Raw genomic sequence first — 17,853 nt, forward strand, 5'->3', positions numbered from 1 at the left:
CGGTCGGATTCCGCGCCCCGGCCCGTGCCCTCGGTAAGGGTTTCGTAACCCGGCGGCGCGATGACCGGGGCGGCCGGGCCCGGCAGACTGGACGACGTGGTCACCCGCCTGCTGCGTACCCCGCTGACCTGGGCCGTCGTCGTCGTACTCGCCGCCGGGGCGGCCGCCGGGCTCTGGTGGTTCCAGCCCTGGAAGGCGGTCACCGACACCCGGGTCGCCGAGCGGCTGTCCGACGTGGACGTGGCCCCCACGCCGTCGGTCGGTCCCGCGCCCACGGGGGGCACGGGACCGGCCGGGCCGACGCTGCTCAGCCGGGGAGAGTTCGTCACCCACGAGCACGACACCTCGGGCACCGCCCGGGTCGTCCGCGCCGGCGACGGGCGGCATCGGCTGGAACTGGTGGGCCTGGCCACCTCGAACGGCCCCGACCTGCGGGTCTGGCTGACCGATCAGCCGGTACGCGCCGGCCGCGCCGGCTGGGACGTCTTCGACGACGGCCGATGGGTCGAGCTGGGCCGGCTCAAGGGCAACCGTGGCGACCAGGCGTACGACATCCCGCCGGGCACCGACCTGGCCGGGCTGACCAGCGTGTCCATCTGGTGCAAGCGGTTCGCGGTCTCGTTCGGGGCCGCCCCGCTCACCCCGACCGGTTGAGCCGTTCCCAACCGCCCGGGCCGCAGTGGAGTGGCGCTCTCGACCGATCGCCGGTCGGCTGCGAAACTGTGTGCCGGTCGGCGAGTGAGGGGTACGGATGAGCAACGGGTGGGTGCTGCCCGACGAGGTGCTTCGGGACGCGCCGGCGTACACGCCGCGCCCGGGTGAGCTGGCCGATCTGGAGCTGTTGCTGACCGGGGCGTACGCGCCGCTGGCCGGCTTCATGACCCGCGCCGACCTGGCCTCGCTGCAGCGTCGCGGCCGACTCGCCGACGGCACGCCGTGGCCGGTTCCGGTGACCCTCCAGGTGCCGGCGACGCTGGCCGCCGGGCTGGACCCGGCCGACCCGGGACGCCGCACGCTGGTGCTCAGCGACGGCGAGGGCGCACCGGTGGCCGCGCTGGAGGTCGCCGATGTCTGGGCGGCCCGTGAGGGCGTGGCCGGGGTGGGCGGCCCGGTCCGCCGGCTCGGCGACGGCGGGCACGGCCCGTTCCAGCGGCTGCGCCGCAACCCGGAGGAGGTCCGGGCGCTGCTGCCCCCGGGCCGGGTGCTCGGCGTGATCGCCGACCGGCCCCTGCACCGGCCGCAGCTGGCGCAGATCGCCCACGCCGCCCGTACCCTGGGCGCCCATCTGCTGGTGATGATCCCGGTGGGTGAGGGGGCGGCCTCCGGCGGCGTGCCGCCGGAGGCCCTGGTGCGCAGCGTCTTCGCCGCCCGCGACCGGATGCCCCCGGCGACCCTGGTCGCGGTGCCGATGCCGCGCGGCCGCGACGAGATCGGCGACGCCCTGCTGCGGGCCCGGATCTCCGCCGCGTACGGGGTGACCCACCTGCTCTCCACCGGCGAGATGCTCTCCGGCGCCGGCTTGCGGGTGCTGGTCCCCCGCGAGCTGGCCTACGACAACCGGGACGGGCAGTGGCGCTGGCGGGAGGACATCCCGCCGCGCAACCGGCGGCTGGCGCTGCGCCAGGAGGAGATCGACGACCTGCTGGACCGGGGCTTCCCGCTGCCCGAGTGGCACACCCCGCCGGCGGTGGCCAAGGAGCTGAGCCGGGCCCGCCCGCCGCGGCGGCACCGGGGCCTGGTGGTCTTCCTGACCGGCCTGTCCGGCTCCGGCAAGTCGACCATCGCCCGCGGGCTGGCGGACGTGCTGCGGGAGCAGGGCGACCGCACGGTGACGCTGCTCGACGGCGACGTGGTGCGCCGGGAGCTGTCGGCGGGGCTGGGCTTCAGCCGGGCGGACCGGGACGCCAACGTCCGCCGGATCGGCTGGGTGGCCGCCGAGGTCGCCCGGCACCGGGGGGTGGGCATCTGCTGCCCGATCGCCCCGTACGCCCAGGCGCGGGCGACCGCCCGGGAGATGGCGCTGGCGGCGGGGGCCGGTTTCGTGCTGGTCCACGTGGCCACCCCGCTGGAGGTCTGCGAGCGGCGGGACCGCAAGGGCCTGTACGCCCGGGCCCGGGCCGGCCTGCTCACCGGGATGACCGGCGTCGACGACCCGTACGAGGAGCCGACCGACGCCGAGATCGTGGTCGACACCACCGACCTGACCGTCGACGAGGCGGTGCTGTCGGTGATGAACCACCTCACCGAGACCGGCTGGGTGGAGCCCCGCCTCCAGTCCGCCTGATTCCCGCCAGGGTCACCTTCCGTCGCTGCCCCCTGCGCGCTAGTGTTCATCTTTGTTGGAACACGTTTGAGCGCGTGTGAGAGTGCGCGGGAGCCGGAGGTACGGACGGATGCTGGCGCGGCAGCGGCAGGCGGCCATCCTCGACCGGGTCCGCACCACCGGTGGCGTCCGCGTCACCGAGCTGGCGGCCGAGTTCGGCGTCTCCGACATGACCATCCGGCGTGACCTGGAGACGCTGCACGAGCAGGGCCTGCTGGCCAAGGTGCACGGCGGCGCCACCGTCCCCGGCCCCAGCTCCACCGACGAGCCGGGTTTCCACGCCAAGTCAATTCGGCAGCTCGCGGAGAAGGCCGCCATCGCCGGCCGGGCCGCCGAGCTGGTCCGCCCCGGCGCGGCGGTCGCGCTCTCGGCCGGCACCACCACCGCCGAGCTGGCCCGCCGCCTGGTCGACGTGCCCGGGCTGACCGTGGTGACCAACTCGCTGCCGGTTGCCGAGATCCTGCACGCGCAGGGCCGCACCGACCAGACCGTGGTGCTCACCGGTGGGGTCCGCACCCCGTCCGACGCGCTGGTCGGCCCGCTGGCCGTGGAGGCGATCCGCTCGCTCCACCTGGACCTGCTCTTCCTCGGCGTACACGGGATCACCGAGCGGGCCGGCTTCACCACGCCGAACCTGATGGAGGCGGAGACCGACCGGGCCCTGGTGGCCGCCGCCGACCGGTTGGTGGTGCTGGCCGACCACACCAAGTGGGGCACCGTGGGCATCTCCTCGATCGTCGGCCTCGACGCCGCCGACGTGCTGGTCACCGACGACCGGATGGCTCCCGAGGCGCGCCGGGTACTGGACGAGAAGGTGGGAGAGCTGGTGGTCGTGGCGAGCACGGGCCGGGCGACGACGGAGGGGACGGCGCGGTGAAGCGTACGGCGATCGATCTGGCGGACGGCCGCGAGCTGATCTACTTCGACGAACGGGACGACGCGGTCCGCGACCAGCTGGACCGGCGCGAGCTGCCTCCTCCCCCGCCCGCCTCCCAGCTGCGCTACGACCCGTTGACCGACGAGTGGGTGGCGGTGGCGGTGCACCGGCAGACCCGCACCTTCCTCCCCCCGGCCGACCAGTGCCCGCTCTGCCCCACCCGGGGCGACCGGCTCAGCGAGATCCCGGCCCCCGACTACGACGTGGCCGTGTTCGAGAACCGGTTCCCCTCGCTGAGCCAGCGGGTGGTCGACGAGCCGGCCGAGATCACCCCGTTCACCCCGGTACGCCCGGGCCGGGGCCGCTGCGAGGTGGTCTGCTTCACCGACGACCACAACGCCTCGTTCGCCAGCCTGCCGCCGCGCCGGGTGCGCACCGTGCTGGACGCGCTCGCCGACCGGACCGTGGCGCTCGCCGAGCTGCCCGGCGTCGAGCAGGTGTTCTGCTTCGAGAACCGGGGCGTGGAGATCGGGGTGACCCTGCACCACCCGCACGGGCAGATCTACGCGTACCCGTTCGTGACGCCGCGGACCCGGTCGCTGCTGGCCGCCGCCCGCCGGCACGCCGAGCGCACCGGCGGCGGCAACCTCTACGCCGACGTGCTCGCCGCCGAGCGGGCCGCCGGCGACCGGGTGGTCACCAGCAACGAGCACTGGACGGCGTACGTCCCGGCAGCCGCCCGCTGGCCGTTCGAGGTGCACGTGGCGCCGCACCGGCCGGTTCCTGACATCCCGGCGTTGACCGACGCCGAACGGGACGCGTTCGGCCCGCTCTACCTGGACGTGCTGCGCCGCTTCGACGGGCTCTTCGACCTGCCGATGCCGTACATCGCGGCCTGGCACCAGGCGCCGGTGCGGATCGACCGGGAGCTGGGTCACCTGCACCTTCAGCTGTTCAGCATCCGGCGGGCCACGGACAAGCTGAAGTACCTGGCCGGCTCGGAGTCCGGCATGGGCGTCTTCATCAACGACATCGCGCCCGAGCGGGCCGCGGAGCTGCTCCGCGCCGCCTGACCCCGGCACACTTCCGGGCGGCGGAGTGCAGCGTGCCGAGGAACAGGGCGCGGGGGGCCCGGGACAGGGCCCCCCGCAGGGAAGGGACGGCTGGCTGTGCGCGACAGCCGGGAAGGTTGGCTGATCGGCACTCGTGCCGCGAGGCGACCGCGGTCAACCTTCCTGGACGAGACTGGCATCACGTCCACCCACTTCAACGACCCACGCCCATCCCGGTGACGCCGGGGGCCACGGCCACGGATTGATCCGCACCGTTTGCGGCGGGTCGCGCGATCCGCTCGCCCGCTCCAACACCGCGACCCCCCGCAAACCGCGCGAGGGCCGGGCCCCGGGTACGACGGAGCCCGCCGGCGGGTGCCGGCGGGCTCGGTCGGTGACGCGGTACGAGGATCAGGCGAGCTTGCGCGCCAGGTTCTCGTCGAGGGCGTTCATGAACTCGTCGGTGGTCAGCCACGGGGCGTCCCGCGAGATGAGCAGCGCGAGGTCCTTGGTCATCTGGCCGCCCTCGACGGTGTCCACGATGACCTGCTCCAGGGTGTTGGCGAACTCGGTGACCGCCGGGGTGCCGTCCAGCTTGCCCCGGTGGGCCAGGCCCCGGGTCCAGGCGTAGATCGACGCGATCGGGTTGGTCGAGGTCTTCTCGCCCTTCTGCCACTGCCGGTAGTGCCGGGTGACCGTGCCGTGCGCGGCCTCGGCCTCGACGGTGCGGCCGTCCGGGGAGAGCAGGACCGAGGTCATCAGGCCGAGCGAGCCGAAGCCCTGCGCGACGGTGTCGGACTGCACGTCACCGTCGTAGTTCTTGCAGGCCCAGACGTAGCCGCCCTCCCACTTGAGCGCGGCGGCGACCATGTCGTCGATCAGCCGGTGCTCGTAGGTGATGCCGGCGGCGTCGAACTCGGCCTTGAACTCGTTCTCGAACACCTCGGCGAAGATGTCCTTGAACCGGCCGTCGTACGCCTTGAGGATGGTGTTCTTGGTGGACAGGTAGACCGGGTAGTTGCGGTCCAGGCCGTACCGGAACGAGGCCCGGGCGAAGTCCCGGATCGACTCGTCGAAGTTGTACATGCCCATGGCGATGCCGCCGCCGGGGAAGTTGGCGACCTCCATCTCCATCGGGGCGCCGCCGTCGGCCGGGGTGTAGGTGATGGTCACCGTGCCCGGGCCGGGGACGACGAAGTCGGTGGCCTTGTACTGGTCACCGTGGGCGTGCCGGCCGATGATGATCGGCTTGGTCCAGCCGGGGACGAGCCGCGGCACGTTGGACATGATGATCGGCTCGCGGAAGACGACGCCGCCGAGGATGTTGCGGATGGTGCCGTTCGGCGACCGCCACATCTTCTTCAGGCCGAACTCCTCGACCCGGGCCTCGTCCGGGGTGATGGTCGCGCACTTGACGCCGACGCCGTGCTCCTTGATGGCGTTGGCGGCGTCGACGGTGACCTGGTCGTTCGTCTCGTCGCGGTGCTGGATCGAGAGGTCGTAGTAGTGCAGGTCGACGTCGAGGTAGGGCAGGATCAGCTGCTCACGGATCTGCTTCCAGATGATCCGGGTCATCTCGTCGCCGTCGATCTCCACGACCGGGTTGTTTACCTTGATCTTCGCCATCGACCGGCGCTCCTCTCGGGGGACACGTGCTCAAGCAGTACGAGCGTACTGGAAACGGGCCGGCACCCCCCAGCCGGCCTCGGTCGGCCGGATAACCGGCTGCCCGGCACGGGAGATCACTGGCATCATCGCCCGATGCCACTGAGCCGCACCCTCGGGTCTATCACGGTCACCGCGCTCACCGACGGCGAGGGGCCGTTCTTCCAGCCCCGCACCGAGGCGTTCCCCGACGCCACCGCGGCGCACTGGCGCGAGGCGGACCGGCGCGACCCCGCCTCGGTCACCGCGGACGGCCGCTGGTGGCTGCCGTTCCGCAGCTTCGCGTTCCGCGCCGGCGACCGGCCGGTCACGCTGGTCGACGCCGGCATCGGACCGGCCGGCTCGCCCGCCGCGAGCTGGGCCCCGGTGCCGGGGCGGCTCCCCGCCGAGCTGGCCGCCGCCGACATCGACCCCGCCGACGTGCGCACCGTCGTCCTCACCCACCTGCACAGCGACCACATCGGCTGGGCGGTCACCGGCACGCCCGGCCGCCCGTACTTCCCGCACGCCGACTACCTGGTGCAGCGGGCCGAACTGGACGCGATGGAGACGATCAACCCCGGGCTGCCGGCCGGCCTGGTCGCGCCGTTGCGCGCCGCCGGCCAGCTCCGGGTGGTCGACGGCGACACCGCGCTCACCCCGGGGGTACGCCTGCTGAGCACGCCCGGGCACACCCCCGGCCACCAGTCGGTGCTCATCGACTCCGGCGACGAGCGGCTGCTGCTCACCGGCGACCTGCTGGTGCACGCCGTGCAACTGGTCGACCCCGACCTGGCGTACGCCCACGAGGAGGACCCGGCGACCGCCCGCACCTCCCGCACCACCCTCCTGCGCACCCTCGCCACCACCCCCGTCCCCACCCACCTGGCCACCCCCCACCTGGGCACCCCCTTCACCCCCCTCTAACCCCTCTCCCCCGCGCTCCCCCCTCCCGCCCTTCCCCGCGTTGATCAAGAGGTTTGCGTCATCCCAAGGAGCGTTTCTGACGCAAACTCCTTGATCAACGCGGTGGGGGTGGCCGGTCGGCGGGGGTGGGTGGGGATGGCGAAGGGGGCACGCCGGTGGTGCTGGCGTGCCCCCTTCGGGTGGTGCTGGTGGATCACATGCTGGCGATGTCGCCCTGCTTGGCGCGGACGGCCTCGGCGGCCTCCTTCAGGCTGGCCAGCTCGTCGGCGTCCAGGTCGGTCTCGACGACCCGCTTGACGCCCTCGGCGCCGATCTCGGCCTCGACGCCCAGGTAGACGCCGGAGATGCCGTACTCGCCGTCGACCCAGGCGCAGACCGGCATGACCTCGCCGGAGTCCTCCGCGACGGCCTTGGCCATCCGGGCGGCGGCGGCCGACGGGGCGTAGTACGCCGAGCCGGTCTTCAGCAGCGCCACGACCTCGGCGCCACCATTGCGGGTCTTGACGACCAACTCCTCGATCTGCTCGGCCGGCATCGCGTCGCGCAGCGGCTTGCCGTTCACCGTGCTCTTCGACGGCACCGGGACCATGGTGTCGCCGTGCGAGCCGAGGGTCAGGGTCTTGACCGACTTCACCGGCACCTGGAGGGCCTCGGCGACGAAGTTGGTGAACCGGGCGGTGTCGAGCATGCCGGCCTGGCCGAGCACCCGGTTCTTCGGGAACTGGGTGGCGAGCTGGGCCAGCGCGGTCATCTCGTCCAGCGGGTTGGAGACCACGATGACGACCGCGTTCGGGGCGTACTTGGCGACGTTCTCGGATACCTGGCGGACGATCTTGGCGTTCGTCTCCAGCAGGTCCATCCGGCTCATGCCCGGCTTGCGCGGGAGGCCGGCGGTGATGACGACGACGTCCGAGCCCTCGATGGCCTCGTAGCCCTCGCCGTTCGGGCCGGTGGTGACGCCGACGACCTTGGTCTCGAAGCCCTCGACCGCGCGGGACTGGTTGAGGTCCAGCGCGAGACCCGCCGGCTTGCCCTCCACGATGTCGGTGATCACGACGGTGTCGAAGACGTCGTACTCGGCCAGGCGCTGTGCGGTGGTAGAGCCGTAGAAGCCGGCCCCGACGACAGTGACCTTCTTACCCATGGTCGTCCCACTCCCTGATACCAGTCGGTTTTCCGGACCGTATCAGCCATCCTGGCACCGATCAGGGCAGGGGCGGACGGTTATGACACCGATGGGCGTCCTCAGCCCCGCTCGGCCCGTTCCACCACGTTGGTGAGCAGCATGGCGCGGGTCATCGGCCCGACACCGCCGGGCATCGGGACCACCTTGCGGGCCGCCTCGGCCACCCCCGGGTCCACGTCGCCGGTGTACCGGCCCTTGCCGTCCGCGCCGATCACCCGGGTGATGCCGACGTCCACCACGGTCGCGCCCGGGGTGATCATGTCGGCGGTGAGCAGCCCGGGTACGCCCGCGGCGACGATCACGATGTCGGCGGCGCGGGTGTGCGAGGCGAGGTCGAGGGTGCCGGTGTGGCACAGCGTCACGGTGGCGTTCTCGCTGCGCCGGGTGAGCAGCAGGCCCAGCGGGCGGCCGACGGTGTTGCCCCGGCCGACCACGGCGACCGTCGCGCCGCGCAGCGGCACGTCGTGCCGGCGGAGCAGCTCGACGATCCCGCGCGGGGTGCAGGGCAGCGGGGCGTCGTAGCCGAGCACCAGCCGGCCGAGGTTGACCGGGTGCAGGCCGTCGGCGTCCTTGTCCGGGTCGATCATCTCCAGCACGCGCTGGGTGTCCAGGTGGGCCGGGAGCGGCAGCTGGACGATGTAGCCGTGACAGGCCGGGTCGGCGTTCAGCTCGGCGAGGACCGCGTCGACCTGCTGCTGGGTGGCGTCGGCGGGCAGCTCGCGGCGGATGGAGGCGATCCCGACCTCGGCGCAGTCCCGGTGCTTGCCGTTGACGTACGCCTGGGAGCCCGGGTCGGCCCCGACCAGGACGGTGCCGAGGCCCGGGGTGATGCCGCGCTCCGCGAGCGCCTTGACCCGCGTCCGCAGCTCGTCCTTGATCTCCGCCGCGGTCGCCTTGCCGTCCAGGATCGTCGCCGTCACGTCCAGATCGTCTCACGGCGACAGCCGCAGGTTGGGACGACGACCAACCGTGACTTTCCGTGAGGTGGGTTTCATCACCCAGAGTCACCATGTGTGGAGTCGACCACAGTCCGGGACGGACAGCGGATCATGAATCGACATGGAGCGGACAGTGGGCCGGCAACCACGCAGGGCGATCCGGAGCGCAACACGGGCCCGGAACGTCAGCCTCGAAACCGACATTGAGCAGCGGATTCAGCGTGCCGCCTATAGCAGAGGGGCGGCGCGGCGGCAAGACCGGGGTGGTCCTTCCGTTACTCGTTCGCAACGCTCTCGTTGCCGAACAGCCTGCCGCGACCTACCGTTGCCCAACGTTGCGCAGCGTTACCCAGCGCCGGGCCAGACTGCGCAGCGTGAGGAGATGAGGAGACTCAATGCGAGTTCGTAGGCTTGCCGCCTGGACCGCTCTCCCGCTCGCGGTGACGCTTGGCCTGGTGGCCTGCGGCTCGGGCGGCGACGGCGGATCAGGGCAGAGCGACCCCAACGCGGCCGTGCGGATCGAGATCGCCGAGCCGCAGCACCTGGTGCCCACCAACACCAACGAGACCAGTGGTTCGCAGGTGCTCGCCGCCCTGTTCAGCCCGCTGGTCGACTATGACGAGGCCAACAAGCCGTACGAGGTGGCGGCCGAGTCGGTGACGTCGTCGGACAACAAGGTCTGGACGATCAAGCTGAAGGACGGCTACACCTTCCACAACGGCGAGAAGGTCACGGCCGAGAACTACATCGACGCCTGGAACTACGGCGCGTACGCCCCCAACGGCCAGAACTCGAGCTACTTCTTCGAGAAGGTCGCCGGCTACGAGGACCTGCAGGGCGAGAAGCCGGCCGCGAAGACGCTGTCCGGGCTGAAGAAGGTCGACGACCTCACCTTCACCGTGACGCTGACCGAGCCGTACAGCGAGTTCAAGACGATGCTCGGCTACACGGCCTTCTACCCGCTGCCGAAGGCGGCCTTCTCCGCCCCGGGCGTGCTGGCCGAGGGCTACGAGCAGGCGCCGATCGGTCAGGGCCCGTTCAAGATCAAGGGCACCTGGCAGCACGACGCCAAGGTCGAGGTCGAGAAGTACGACGCCTTCCCCGGCCAGAAGCCGAAGGTGGCCGGCGTCGAGTTCCGGATCTACCAGCAGCCGACCGCGGCCTACGCGGACGTGCTGTCGGACAACCTGGACGTGATCAAGACCATCCCGACCGAGAGCCTGTCGACGGCCGCCACCGACCTCGGTGACCGGTTCGAGCAGAGCCCGGCCTCGTCGCTGCAGGTGCTGGCGTTCCCGACGTTCCAGAAGGAATTCAGCAAGCCCGAGGTCCGCAAGGCGATCTCCATGGCGATCGACCGGGACGAGATCACCAAGTCGATCTTCAAGGACTCGCAGCAGCCGGCCCGTTCCTTCGTCTCGCCGGTCGTGGCCGGCTACCGGGAGAACACCATCGGCGCGGCGGGCGAGTTCGACCCGGCCAAGGCCAAGGCGATGTACCAGGCCGCGGGTGGCCCGTCCAAGATCGAGCTGTCGTACAACGGCGACGGCGGCCACAAGGACTGGATCGACGCGACCTGCAACCAGCTGAAGGCCAACCTGGGCGTGGAGTGCGTCGGCACCGCCGAGCCGAAGTTCGCGGACCTGCTGACCAAGCTCAAGGCGAAGCAGCCGGTCGGCCTGTTCCGGATGGGCTGGGTCATGGACTACCCGTCCATGGAGAACTACCTGGGCCCGCTGTACAGCACCAACGGTTCCTCGAACTACTACGGCTACAGCAACCCCGAGTTCGACAAGCTGCTGGCCGAGGGCGCCAAGGCGCCGAACGAGGAAGAGGCGATCAAGAAGTACCAGGCGGCGGAGGACCTCCTGGCCGAAGACCTGCCGGTGATCCCGCTGCGGTACGGCCAGAACAACTTCGGGCACTCGACCAAGGTCAAGAACGTGGAGATGGATCTCTTCGACCGGGTCGACCTGCTGAAGATCGAGGCCGTCAAGTAACAGCGCTGGTCGGGTCGGGTCACCGCGAGGTGGCCCGACCCGCCACGCCCTTCGCCCCTTTTCAGAGAGACTTCCAGTATGTTCCGCTTCATTCTGCGGCGACTGCTCCAGATGGTCCTCGCCTTCTTCGGGACCACGCTGATCGTCTACGCACTGATGTTCGCCGGTCAGGGCGACCCGATCCAGGCGCTCGCCGGCGAGCGCCCGGTCACCGCGGCCCAGCGGGCATACCTGACGCAGAAGTTCCACCTCGACCAGACCGGGGTGGGTGGCTTCTTCTACCGCTACTTCGACTACATCAAGAACCTGCTCCAGGGTGACCTCGGGCAGTCGCTGACCGGCCGCCAGATCAGTGACATCCTCGCCGCCGCCTGGCCGGTGACCGTCAAGCTGGCGCTCATCGCGATGGCCGTGACGATCCTGTTCGGCGTCACCGCGGGCGTGCTCGCCGGCATCCGCCGGGCCAGCATCTTCGACAACTCGACGCTGGTGCTGACCCTGCTGGTGCTCGGCATCCCGACCATCGTGCTGGCCCCGCTGGCGCAGTACCTCCTCGGCGTCAAGTGGCAGCTCTTCCCGCCCACCGCCGGCGCCGAGCCCGACCTGTACGCGCTGCTGCTCCCCGGCATCGTGCTCGGCTCGCTCTCGCTGGCCACCGCGCTGCGGCTGACCCGGACCTCGGTGGCGGAGAACCTGCGCGCCGACTACGTCCGGACGGCCCGCTCGAAGGGCCTGGTCAAGCGGCGGATCGTCAGCGTGCACGTGCTGCGCAACTCGCTCATCCCGGTGGTCACCTTCCTCGGCGTCGAGCTGGGCAACCTGATGAGCGGCGCGATCATCACCGAGGGCGTGTTCAACATCCCCGGCGTCGGCTTCAACCTCTTCCGGGGCATCCGCACCGAGGACGGGCCGCTGGTGGTGGGCATCGTCAGCGTGCTCGTCGTGGTCTACCTCCTGTCCAACCTGGTGGTGGACGTCCTGTACGCCGTACTCGACCCGAGGATTCGCTATGAGTGACTTCGAGACCGTGGCGGCCACGGAGAACCAGGCCGCGCGGCGGGGCGTGTCCGGCGAGCCCGGGGCGCCCAACCAGATCGGCGCGCCGCAGAAGGCCCGCAGCCTGGCCGGTGACGCCTGGCGCGACCTGCGCCGCAATCCGATCTTCTGGATCAGCCTCACCCTGGTCGTGGTGGTCGCCGCGATGGCCGCCGTACCCTCGCTCTTCACCGCCAACGACCCGCGCGACTGCCTGCTCTCCCGGCAGCACGACGGGGCGTCCGGCGGGGCCATCTTCGGGTACGACTTCCAGGGCTGCGACACGTACGCCCGGGCGGTCTACGGCGCCCGCGCCTCGCTTCTGGTCGGCGCGCTCTCCGCGCTGCTCACCGGCATCATCGCGCTGGTGGTCGGCATGGTGGCCGGCTACTTCGGCCGCTGGGTCGACGCGGTGCTCTCCCGCGTGATCGACATCGTGCTCGGCATCCCGCTGCTGCTCGCGGCGATCGTGCTGCTCAAGCGGGTGAGCACCAGCAGCGACAACGTCCGGCTGTTCGCGGTGATCTTCGTGCTGGCGGTGCTCGGCTGGACCACCGCCGCCCGGGTGGTGCGCTCCTCGGTGATCACCGCCAAGGAGCAGGACTACGTGGCGGCGGCCCGGATGCTCGGCGCCGGCAACGGCCGGATCATGTGGCGGCACATCCTGCCGAACGCGCTCGCCCCGGCGATCGTGGTGCTCACCATCGCGCTCGGCTCGTTCATCGCCGCCGAGGCGACGCTGAGCTTCCTCGGCATCGGTCTCAAGGCCCCGACCATCTCCTGGGGCATCGACATCGACGCCGGCCGGGTGCACATGCGCGAGTCGGCGACGCCGCTGGTCGTCCCGTCCGCCTTCCTCGCGCTGACCGTCCTCGCCTTCATCATGCTGGGCGACGCCATCCGCGACGCCTTCGACCCGAAGCTCCGGTGAACCTGATGACCCAGTCCGCTGTCCACCCGACGCCGGCCTCCCCCACGCCCGAGGGCGGCCACCTGCTCGACATCCGGGACCTGCACGTCGAGTTCCGGACGAGCGAGGGCGTCGCCAAGGTGATCAACGGGGTCTCCTACCACCTGGACGCCGGCGAGACCCTCGCGGTGCTCGGCGAGTCCGGCTCCGGCAAGTCGGTCACCGCCCAGGCGATCATGGGCATCCTCGACACGCCGCCGGCGGTGATCCGTTCCGGTCAGATCCTCTATCAGGGTCGGGACCTGCTGAAGCAGTCGGAGGAGCAGCGCCGCCAGGTGCGGGGCAAGGAGATCGCGATGATCTTCCAGGACGCCCTCTCCGCGCTGAACCCGGTCTTCCCCGTCGGCTGGCAGATCGGCGAGACGCTGCGCCAGCGCGAGGGGATGTCCAAGGCGGACGCCCGCCGGCGCGCGGTCGAGCTGATGGACCTGGTCCGGATCCCGGCCGCGGCGAAGCGCCTCGGCGACTACCCGCACCAGTTCTCCGGCGGCATGCGGCAGCGCGTCATGATCGCGATGGCGCTGGCGATGAACCCGAAGGTGTTGATCGCCGACGAGCCCACCACCGCGCTGGACGTCACCGTGCAGGCCCAGATCATGGACCTGCTGGCCGACCTGCGCCGGGACCTCAACATGGCGATGATCCTGATCACCCACGACCTCGGCGTGGTCGCCGGCGTCGCGGACCGGATCGCGGTCATGTACGCCGGCCGGATCGTCGAGCACGCCGACGTCCGCTCGCTGTACCGGTCGCCCGCCCACCCGTACACCAAGGGCCTGCTGGAGTCGATCCCGCGCATGGACGTGCGCGGCCAGGAGTTGTCGACGATCAAGGGGCTGCCGCCGAACCTGATGCGGATCCCCTCCGGCTGCCCGTTCCACCCCCGGTGCCCGTACGTGCAGCAGGTCTGCGTGGACGTGGTGCCGCACGACCTGGTCCTCGGCAATGGCCGGACCAGCGCGTGCCACTTCGCGCAGGAGGTCCGAGATGACAGCGCCCGCTAGCCCGACCAAGGTCCGCGGCGAGACCATCCTCGCCGTCGACAACCTGGTCAAGCACTTCCCGATCACCCAGGGCGTGCTGTTCCAGAAGCAGACCGGCGCGGTCCGGGCCGTCGACGGGGTGAGCTTCGAGCTGCGCCGGGGCGAGACCCTGGGCATCGTGGGCGAGTCCGGCTGTGGCAAGTCGACGCTGGCCCGGCTGCTGATGCGGCTGGAGACGCCCACCTCCGGCGGGGCCACCCTGGAGGGGAAGGATCTGTTCAAGGCCTCCGGGGGCGAGCTGCGCCGACTGCGGCGCAACATGCAGATGGTGATGCAGGACCCGTACACCTCGCTCAACCCGCGGATGACGGTCGGCGACATCATCGGCGAGCCGTTCGACATCCACCCGGAGGCGGCGCCGAAGGGCAGCAAGCAGCGGCGGGTGCAGGAGCTGCTGGACGTGGTCGGGCTCAACCCGGAGCACGTCAACCGCTACCCGCACCAGTTCTCCGGCGGCCAGCGGCAGCGCATCGGCATCGCCCGGGCGCTCGCCCTGCGGCCCGAGGTGATCGTCTGCGACGAGCCGGTCTCCGCGCTAGACGTCTCCATCCAGGCGCAGGTGATCAACCTGCTGGAGCAGCTCCAGGACGAGTTCGGGCTGTCGTACATCTTCATCGCGCACGACCTGTCGGTGGTCCGGCACATCTCGGACCGGGTCGCGGTGATGTACCTCGGCAAGATCGTGGAGATCGGCACCGAGGACGAGATCTACGAACGGGCCACCCACCCGTACACCCAGGCGCTGCTCTCGGCGGTGCCGGTGCCGGACCCGGATGTCCGCAACGACCGGACCATCATCCGGCTCACCGGCGACGTGCCGAGCCCGGCCGATCCGCCGTCCGGCTGCCGCTTCCGCACCCGCTGCTGGAAGGCCCAGGAGGTCTGCGCCCGCGAGGAACCCCTGACGGTCTCCCGCGCCGCCGACCCCCACCCCTCCGCCTGCCACTTCGCCGAACTCCGCCCGACCAACCTCTGACCCTCCCCTCCCCCGCCCACGGTTCCCGCCGTCGATCATGAAGTTGTTGTCCCGACACGCCGCGGTGCCGGGCAACAACTTCATGATCGACAGGTTCGGGGCGGGGGTCCGCGCCGGCTGACCATCTCGCGGCGGCTCACCGCCCCGCGGCGAACCGCCGGAGGCCGCGTGGCCCCCGGCGGTGCCGTCGGTCAGTGGAAGAAGTGCCGCGTGCCGGTGAGGTACATGGTCACGCCGGCCTCCTTGCACGCGGCGATGACCTCCTCGTCGCGGATCGAGCCGCCGGGCTGCACGATCGCGCGCACCCCCGCCTCGATGAGGATCTTCGGGCCGTCGGCGAACGGGAAGAACGCGTCCGAGGCGCAGACCGCGCCGCGGGCCCGCTCGGCGCCGGCCCGGTCGACCGCCAACCGTGCCGAGTCCACCCGGTTGACCTGCCCCATGCCGACCCCGACGGTGGCGCCGTCCTTCGCCAGCAGGATCGCGTTGCTCTTCACCGCGCGGACCGCCCGCCAGGCGAAGGCCAGGTCCCGCAGGGTGGCCTCGTCGGCCGGGTCGCCGGTGGCCAGCCGCCAGTTCGCCGGATCGTCGCCCTCGGCGTCGACCTTGTCCCGCAGCTGCACCAGGACACCGCCGGTGACCTGCCGCCACTCCGCCGGCAGCGGGTCGAAGGCCGGGGCGTGCAGCAGCCGGATGTTCTTCTTGGCCTGCAGGATCTCCGCCGCGCCCTCGTCGTAACCGGGGGCGACCACGACCTCGGTGAAGATGTCGGCCACCTGCCGGGCCATCTCCACGCTCACCGGCCGGTTGACGGCGATCACCCCGCCGTACGCCGACACCGGGTCGCAGGCGTGCGCCCGGCGGTGCGCCTCGGCCACGTCCGCGCCAACCGCGATGCCGCACGGGTTGGCGTGCTTGATGATCGCCACCGCCGGCTGGTCGGTGAAGTCGTTCGCGGCCCGCCAGGCCGCGTCGGCGTCGACGTAGTTGTTGTAGGACATCTCCTTGCCGTGCAGCTGCTCGGCCTGGGCCAGGCCGGCGGGGCTGGACGGGTCGGCGTAGACGGCCGCCGCCTGGTGCGGGTTCTCCCCGTAGCGCAGCACCGCCCGGCGGCGCAGGCTCAGCCCGGCGAACTGCGGCCACCCGTCGGCGGCCGGAGCCAGGGTGGTCGCGAACCACTCGGCCACGGCGACGTCGTACTCGGCGATGTCGGCGAAGGCGCGGGCGGCGAGCGCCCGACGCTGCGCCAGCGTGAAGCCGCCGTCGGCGAGGGCGGCCACCAGGGCCGGGTACGCCGCCGGGTCGGTCACCACCGCAACCGACGCGTGGTTCTTGGCGGCGGCCCGGACCATCGCCGGCCCGCCGATGTCGATCTGCTCCACGCACTCGTCCTGGCTCGCGCCGGAGGCGACCGTGGCCTGGAACGGGTAGAGGTTGGAGACCAGCAGGTCGATCCCGGCGATGCCGTGCTCGTCGAGCTGGGCGGCGTGGGTGTCCTTGCGCAGGTCGGCCAGGAGACCCCCGTGGATCTTCGGGTGCAGGGTCTTCACCCGGCCGTCGAGGATCTCCGGAAAGCCGGTCACCTGCTCGACCGGAGTCACCGGCACCCCCGCGCCCGAGATGGTGGACGCGGTGCTGCCGGTCGAGAGGATCTCCACCCCGGCGTCGTGCAGGGCCCGGGCCAGCTCGACCAGACCGCTCTTGTCGTAGACGCTGACCAGTGCCCGCCTGATCGGGCGACGCTCGTCCTGAGTGGAACTCACGGGACCGTGACCTTTCTTCCGGTGATCGTCCAACCTTCGCGGACCAGCCGACCGACCTGCTCGACGAGCTGGCGCCGCTCGGCCTCCTTGATGCGCTCGGTGAGCGTCTCCACGTCGTCGTCGTCGCGTACCGGCACGGCGACCTGCGCGACGATCGGGCCGGTGTCCATCCCGGCGTCGACGAAGAAGAGCGTGGCCCCGGTGACCTTGACGCCGTAGGCGAGCGCGTCCCGGGGGCCGTGGATGCCGGGGAACGCCGGCAGCAGGGTGTTGTGGGTGTTCAGGTAGCGGTCACCGAAGGCGGCCAGGAAGTGCGGCCCGACCAGCTTCAGGAAGCCGGCCGAGATCACCAGGTCGGGTCGGTGCTCGGCGACGTGCGCGGTGAGCGCGCGGTCCCAGTCCTCCCGCGACGGGTGGTCCTTGACCCGGTCGACGAAGGTCGGCACCCCGGCGGCGGCAGCCCGGTCCAGGCCGGCGATCCCGTTGCGGTCGGCGCCGACAGCCACCACCCGGGCCCCGTACGCGGGGTCGACGGTGGCGTCGAGCAGCGCCTGGAGGTTGCTGCCGGAGCCGGAGACGAGGACGACGAGGCGGGCGACGGACGCGGGCTCGGTCACGCGGCCACCCTATCGGGCAGGTCAGGACTCCCAGCGATCGGGCAGCGGCGATTCGGGTGATCACGCGAGTGGCACGTACGCGATACGCTGCCCGTCGCTCGGTGGCCGCCGTCCGGCCCGCCGCCGCACCCTTCACCACAAGATCAGGCACGGACAGTGCCGACGGAGCGAGGAGCACCATGCAGCCCGGTTACCCCAACCCCGCGCAGCAGCCGCCGATCAACAACAACATGACGATGTCCATCGTGGCCATCTTCTTCTTCTGGCCGCTCGCCATCCCGGCCATCATCAACGCCTCCAAGGTCAACCCGCTGCTCCAGCAGGGTGACTACGCGGGCGCCCAGGCGGCGGCGAACGAGTCGAAGAAGTGGTCGAAGTGGGCCATCATCATCGGCGCCGTCTGGCTCGTGATCGTCCTGCTGTGCTGCCTCGCCGGTGGTCTGGCCGGGATCATGGGCTCCGACACCAGCAGCAGCAGCTACTGACGATCACCGACTGAGGA

Annotated in this window: 16 protein-coding genes; 11 read left to right on the forward strand and 5 right to left on the reverse strand. The window is 71.3% G+C overall.

All coding sequences use genetic code 11. The features are described from left to right. Positions 1-96 precede the first annotated feature (96 nt). From ACTWM8_RS26365 to galT, 4 genes are all read left to right on the forward strand, one after another. A complete protein-coding gene (locus ACTWM8_RS26365) occupies positions 97-654 on the forward strand; it encodes a DM13 domain-containing protein (protein WP_446211331.1) in 558 nt (185 codons plus the stop codon). A gap of 97 nt (positions 655-751) precedes the next feature. After that, complete coding sequence (gene cysC, locus ACTWM8_RS26370; RefSeq protein WP_446211332.1) at positions 752-2,284, forward strand: adenylyl-sulfate kinase; 1,533 nt, start codon at positions 752-754, stop codon at positions 2,282-2,284. A gap of 109 nt (positions 2,285-2,393) precedes the next feature. After that, complete coding sequence (locus ACTWM8_RS26375) at positions 2,394-3,200, forward strand: DeoR/GlpR family DNA-binding transcription regulator (protein WP_446211333.1); 807 nt, start codon at positions 2,394-2,396, stop codon at positions 3,198-3,200. Next, a complete protein-coding gene (galT, locus tag ACTWM8_RS26380) occupies positions 3,197-4,273 on the forward strand; it encodes a galactose-1-phosphate uridylyltransferase (protein WP_446211334.1) in 1,077 nt (358 codons plus the stop codon). Before ACTWM8_RS26375 ends, galT begins: the two co-directional genes overlap by 4 nt. A gap of 390 nt (positions 4,274-4,663) precedes the next feature. Here galT and ACTWM8_RS26385 read toward each other — a convergent pair whose 3' ends face one another. Beyond that, a complete protein-coding gene (locus ACTWM8_RS26385; protein WP_446211335.1) occupies positions 4,664-5,878 on the reverse strand; it encodes an NADP-dependent isocitrate dehydrogenase in 1,215 nt (404 codons plus the stop codon). Between the two features lie 135 nt (positions 5,879-6,013). Here ACTWM8_RS26385 and ACTWM8_RS26390 point away from each other — a divergent pair, with 135 nt between their 5' ends. Beyond that, positions 6,014-6,823 carry an MBL fold metallo-hydrolase gene (locus ACTWM8_RS26390; protein ID WP_446211336.1) on the forward strand — a complete coding sequence of 270 codons (810 nt, stop codon included), beginning with the start codon at positions 6,014-6,016 and terminating at the stop codon, positions 6,821-6,823. A 193-nt stretch (positions 6,824-7,016) separates the two neighbouring features. On the opposite strand, the gene mdh is transcribed toward ACTWM8_RS26390, so the two are convergent. Further along, complete coding sequence (gene mdh, locus ACTWM8_RS26395) at positions 7,017-7,967, reverse strand: malate dehydrogenase (protein ID WP_446211337.1); 951 nt, start codon at positions 7,965-7,967, stop codon at positions 7,017-7,019. A 101-nt stretch (positions 7,968-8,068) separates the two neighbouring features. After that, positions 8,069-8,929 (reverse strand): bifunctional methylenetetrahydrofolate dehydrogenase/methenyltetrahydrofolate cyclohydrolase, encoded by an 861-nt coding sequence (locus ACTWM8_RS26400; protein WP_446211338.1) that lies wholly within the window; start codon positions 8,927-8,929, stop codon positions 8,069-8,071. 413 nt (positions 8,930-9,342) lie between these two features. Here ACTWM8_RS26400 and ACTWM8_RS26405 point away from each other — a divergent pair, with 413 nt between their 5' ends. From ACTWM8_RS26405 to ACTWM8_RS26425, 5 genes are all read left to right on the forward strand, one after another. Continuing rightward, positions 9,343-10,947, forward strand: coding sequence for a peptide ABC transporter substrate-binding protein (locus ACTWM8_RS26405; protein ID WP_446211339.1), 1,605 nt, complete (start codon positions 9,343-9,345; stop codon positions 10,945-10,947). Between the two features lie 78 nt (positions 10,948-11,025). Further along, positions 11,026-11,964, forward strand: coding sequence for an ABC transporter permease (locus ACTWM8_RS26410; RefSeq protein ID WP_446211340.1), 939 nt, complete (start codon positions 11,026-11,028; stop codon positions 11,962-11,964). Next, positions 11,957-12,913 (forward strand): ABC transporter permease, encoded by a 957-nt coding sequence (locus ACTWM8_RS26415; RefSeq protein ID WP_446211341.1) that lies wholly within the window; start codon positions 11,957-11,959, stop codon positions 12,911-12,913. The genes ACTWM8_RS26410 and ACTWM8_RS26415 overlap by 8 nt, the downstream gene beginning before the upstream one ends. A gap of 5 nt (positions 12,914-12,918) precedes the next feature. Beyond that, on the forward strand, positions 12,919-13,956 hold the full coding sequence (locus ACTWM8_RS26420) for an ABC transporter ATP-binding protein (RefSeq protein WP_446211342.1): 1,038 nt from the start codon (positions 12,919-12,921) through the stop codon (positions 13,954-13,956). Beyond that, complete coding sequence (locus tag ACTWM8_RS26425; RefSeq protein ID WP_446211343.1) at positions 13,940-14,971, forward strand: ABC transporter ATP-binding protein; 1,032 nt, start codon at positions 13,940-13,942, stop codon at positions 14,969-14,971. The genes ACTWM8_RS26420 and ACTWM8_RS26425 overlap by 17 nt, the downstream gene beginning before the upstream one ends. Positions 14,972-15,162: 191 nt before the next feature. On the opposite strand, the gene purH is transcribed toward ACTWM8_RS26425, so the two are convergent. Continuing rightward, the gene (gene purH / locus ACTWM8_RS26430) at positions 15,163-16,734 is read right to left on the reverse strand and encodes a bifunctional phosphoribosylaminoimidazolecarboxamide formyltransferase/IMP cyclohydrolase (protein ID WP_446211344.1); all 1,572 of its coding nucleotides are present in this window, start codon (positions 16,732-16,734) and stop codon (positions 15,163-15,165) included. Next, positions 16,731-17,351 (reverse strand): phosphoribosylglycinamide formyltransferase, encoded by a 621-nt coding sequence (gene purN / locus ACTWM8_RS26435; protein WP_446211345.1) that lies wholly within the window; start codon positions 17,349-17,351, stop codon positions 16,731-16,733. Before purN ends, purH begins: the two co-directional genes overlap by 4 nt. Positions 17,352-17,530: 179 nt before the next feature. Here purN and ACTWM8_RS26440 point away from each other — a divergent pair, with 179 nt between their 5' ends. After that, the gene (locus ACTWM8_RS26440; protein ID WP_334569237.1) at positions 17,531-17,836 is read left to right on the forward strand and encodes a CD225/dispanin family protein; all 306 of its coding nucleotides are present in this window, start codon (positions 17,531-17,533) and stop codon (positions 17,834-17,836) included. The last annotated feature ends 17 nt before the right edge of the window (positions 17,837-17,853 follow it).

The sequence above is a fragment of the Micromonospora sp. IBSANI012 genome (assembly GCF_052814045.1).

Coding starts and splice junctions, on each gene's coding strand:
- cysC (WP_446211332.1), top strand. CDS start 752: ATGAGCAACGGGTGGGTGCTGCCCGACGAGGTGCTTCGGGACGCGCCG.
- ACTWM8_RS26375 (WP_446211333.1), top strand. CDS start 2,394: ATGCTGGCGCGGCAGCGGCAGGCGGCCATCCTCGACCGGGTCCGCACC.
- ACTWM8_RS26385 (WP_446211335.1), bottom strand. CDS start 5,878: ATGGCGAAGATCAAGGTAAACAACCCGGTCGTGGAGATCGACGGCGAC.
- ACTWM8_RS26390 (WP_446211336.1), top strand. CDS start 6,014: ATGCCACTGAGCCGCACCCTCGGGTCTATCACGGTCACCGCGCTCACC.
- mdh (WP_446211337.1), bottom strand. CDS start 7,967: ATGGGTAAGAAGGTCACTGTCGTCGGGGCCGGCTTCTACGGCTCTACC.
- ACTWM8_RS26405 (WP_446211339.1), top strand. CDS start 9,343: ATGCGAGTTCGTAGGCTTGCCGCCTGGACCGCTCTCCCGCTCGCGGTG.
- ACTWM8_RS26410 (WP_446211340.1), top strand. CDS start 11,026: ATGTTCCGCTTCATTCTGCGGCGACTGCTCCAGATGGTCCTCGCCTTC.
- ACTWM8_RS26415 (WP_446211341.1), top strand. CDS start 11,957: ATGAGTGACTTCGAGACCGTGGCGGCCACGGAGAACCAGGCCGCGCGG.
- ACTWM8_RS26420 (WP_446211342.1), top strand. CDS start 12,919: ATGACCCAGTCCGCTGTCCACCCGACGCCGGCCTCCCCCACGCCCGAG.
- ACTWM8_RS26425 (WP_446211343.1), top strand. CDS start 13,940: ATGACAGCGCCCGCTAGCCCGACCAAGGTCCGCGGCGAGACCATCCTC.
- ACTWM8_RS26440 (WP_334569237.1), top strand. CDS start 17,531: ATGCAGCCCGGTTACCCCAACCCCGCGCAGCAGCCGCCGATCAACAAC.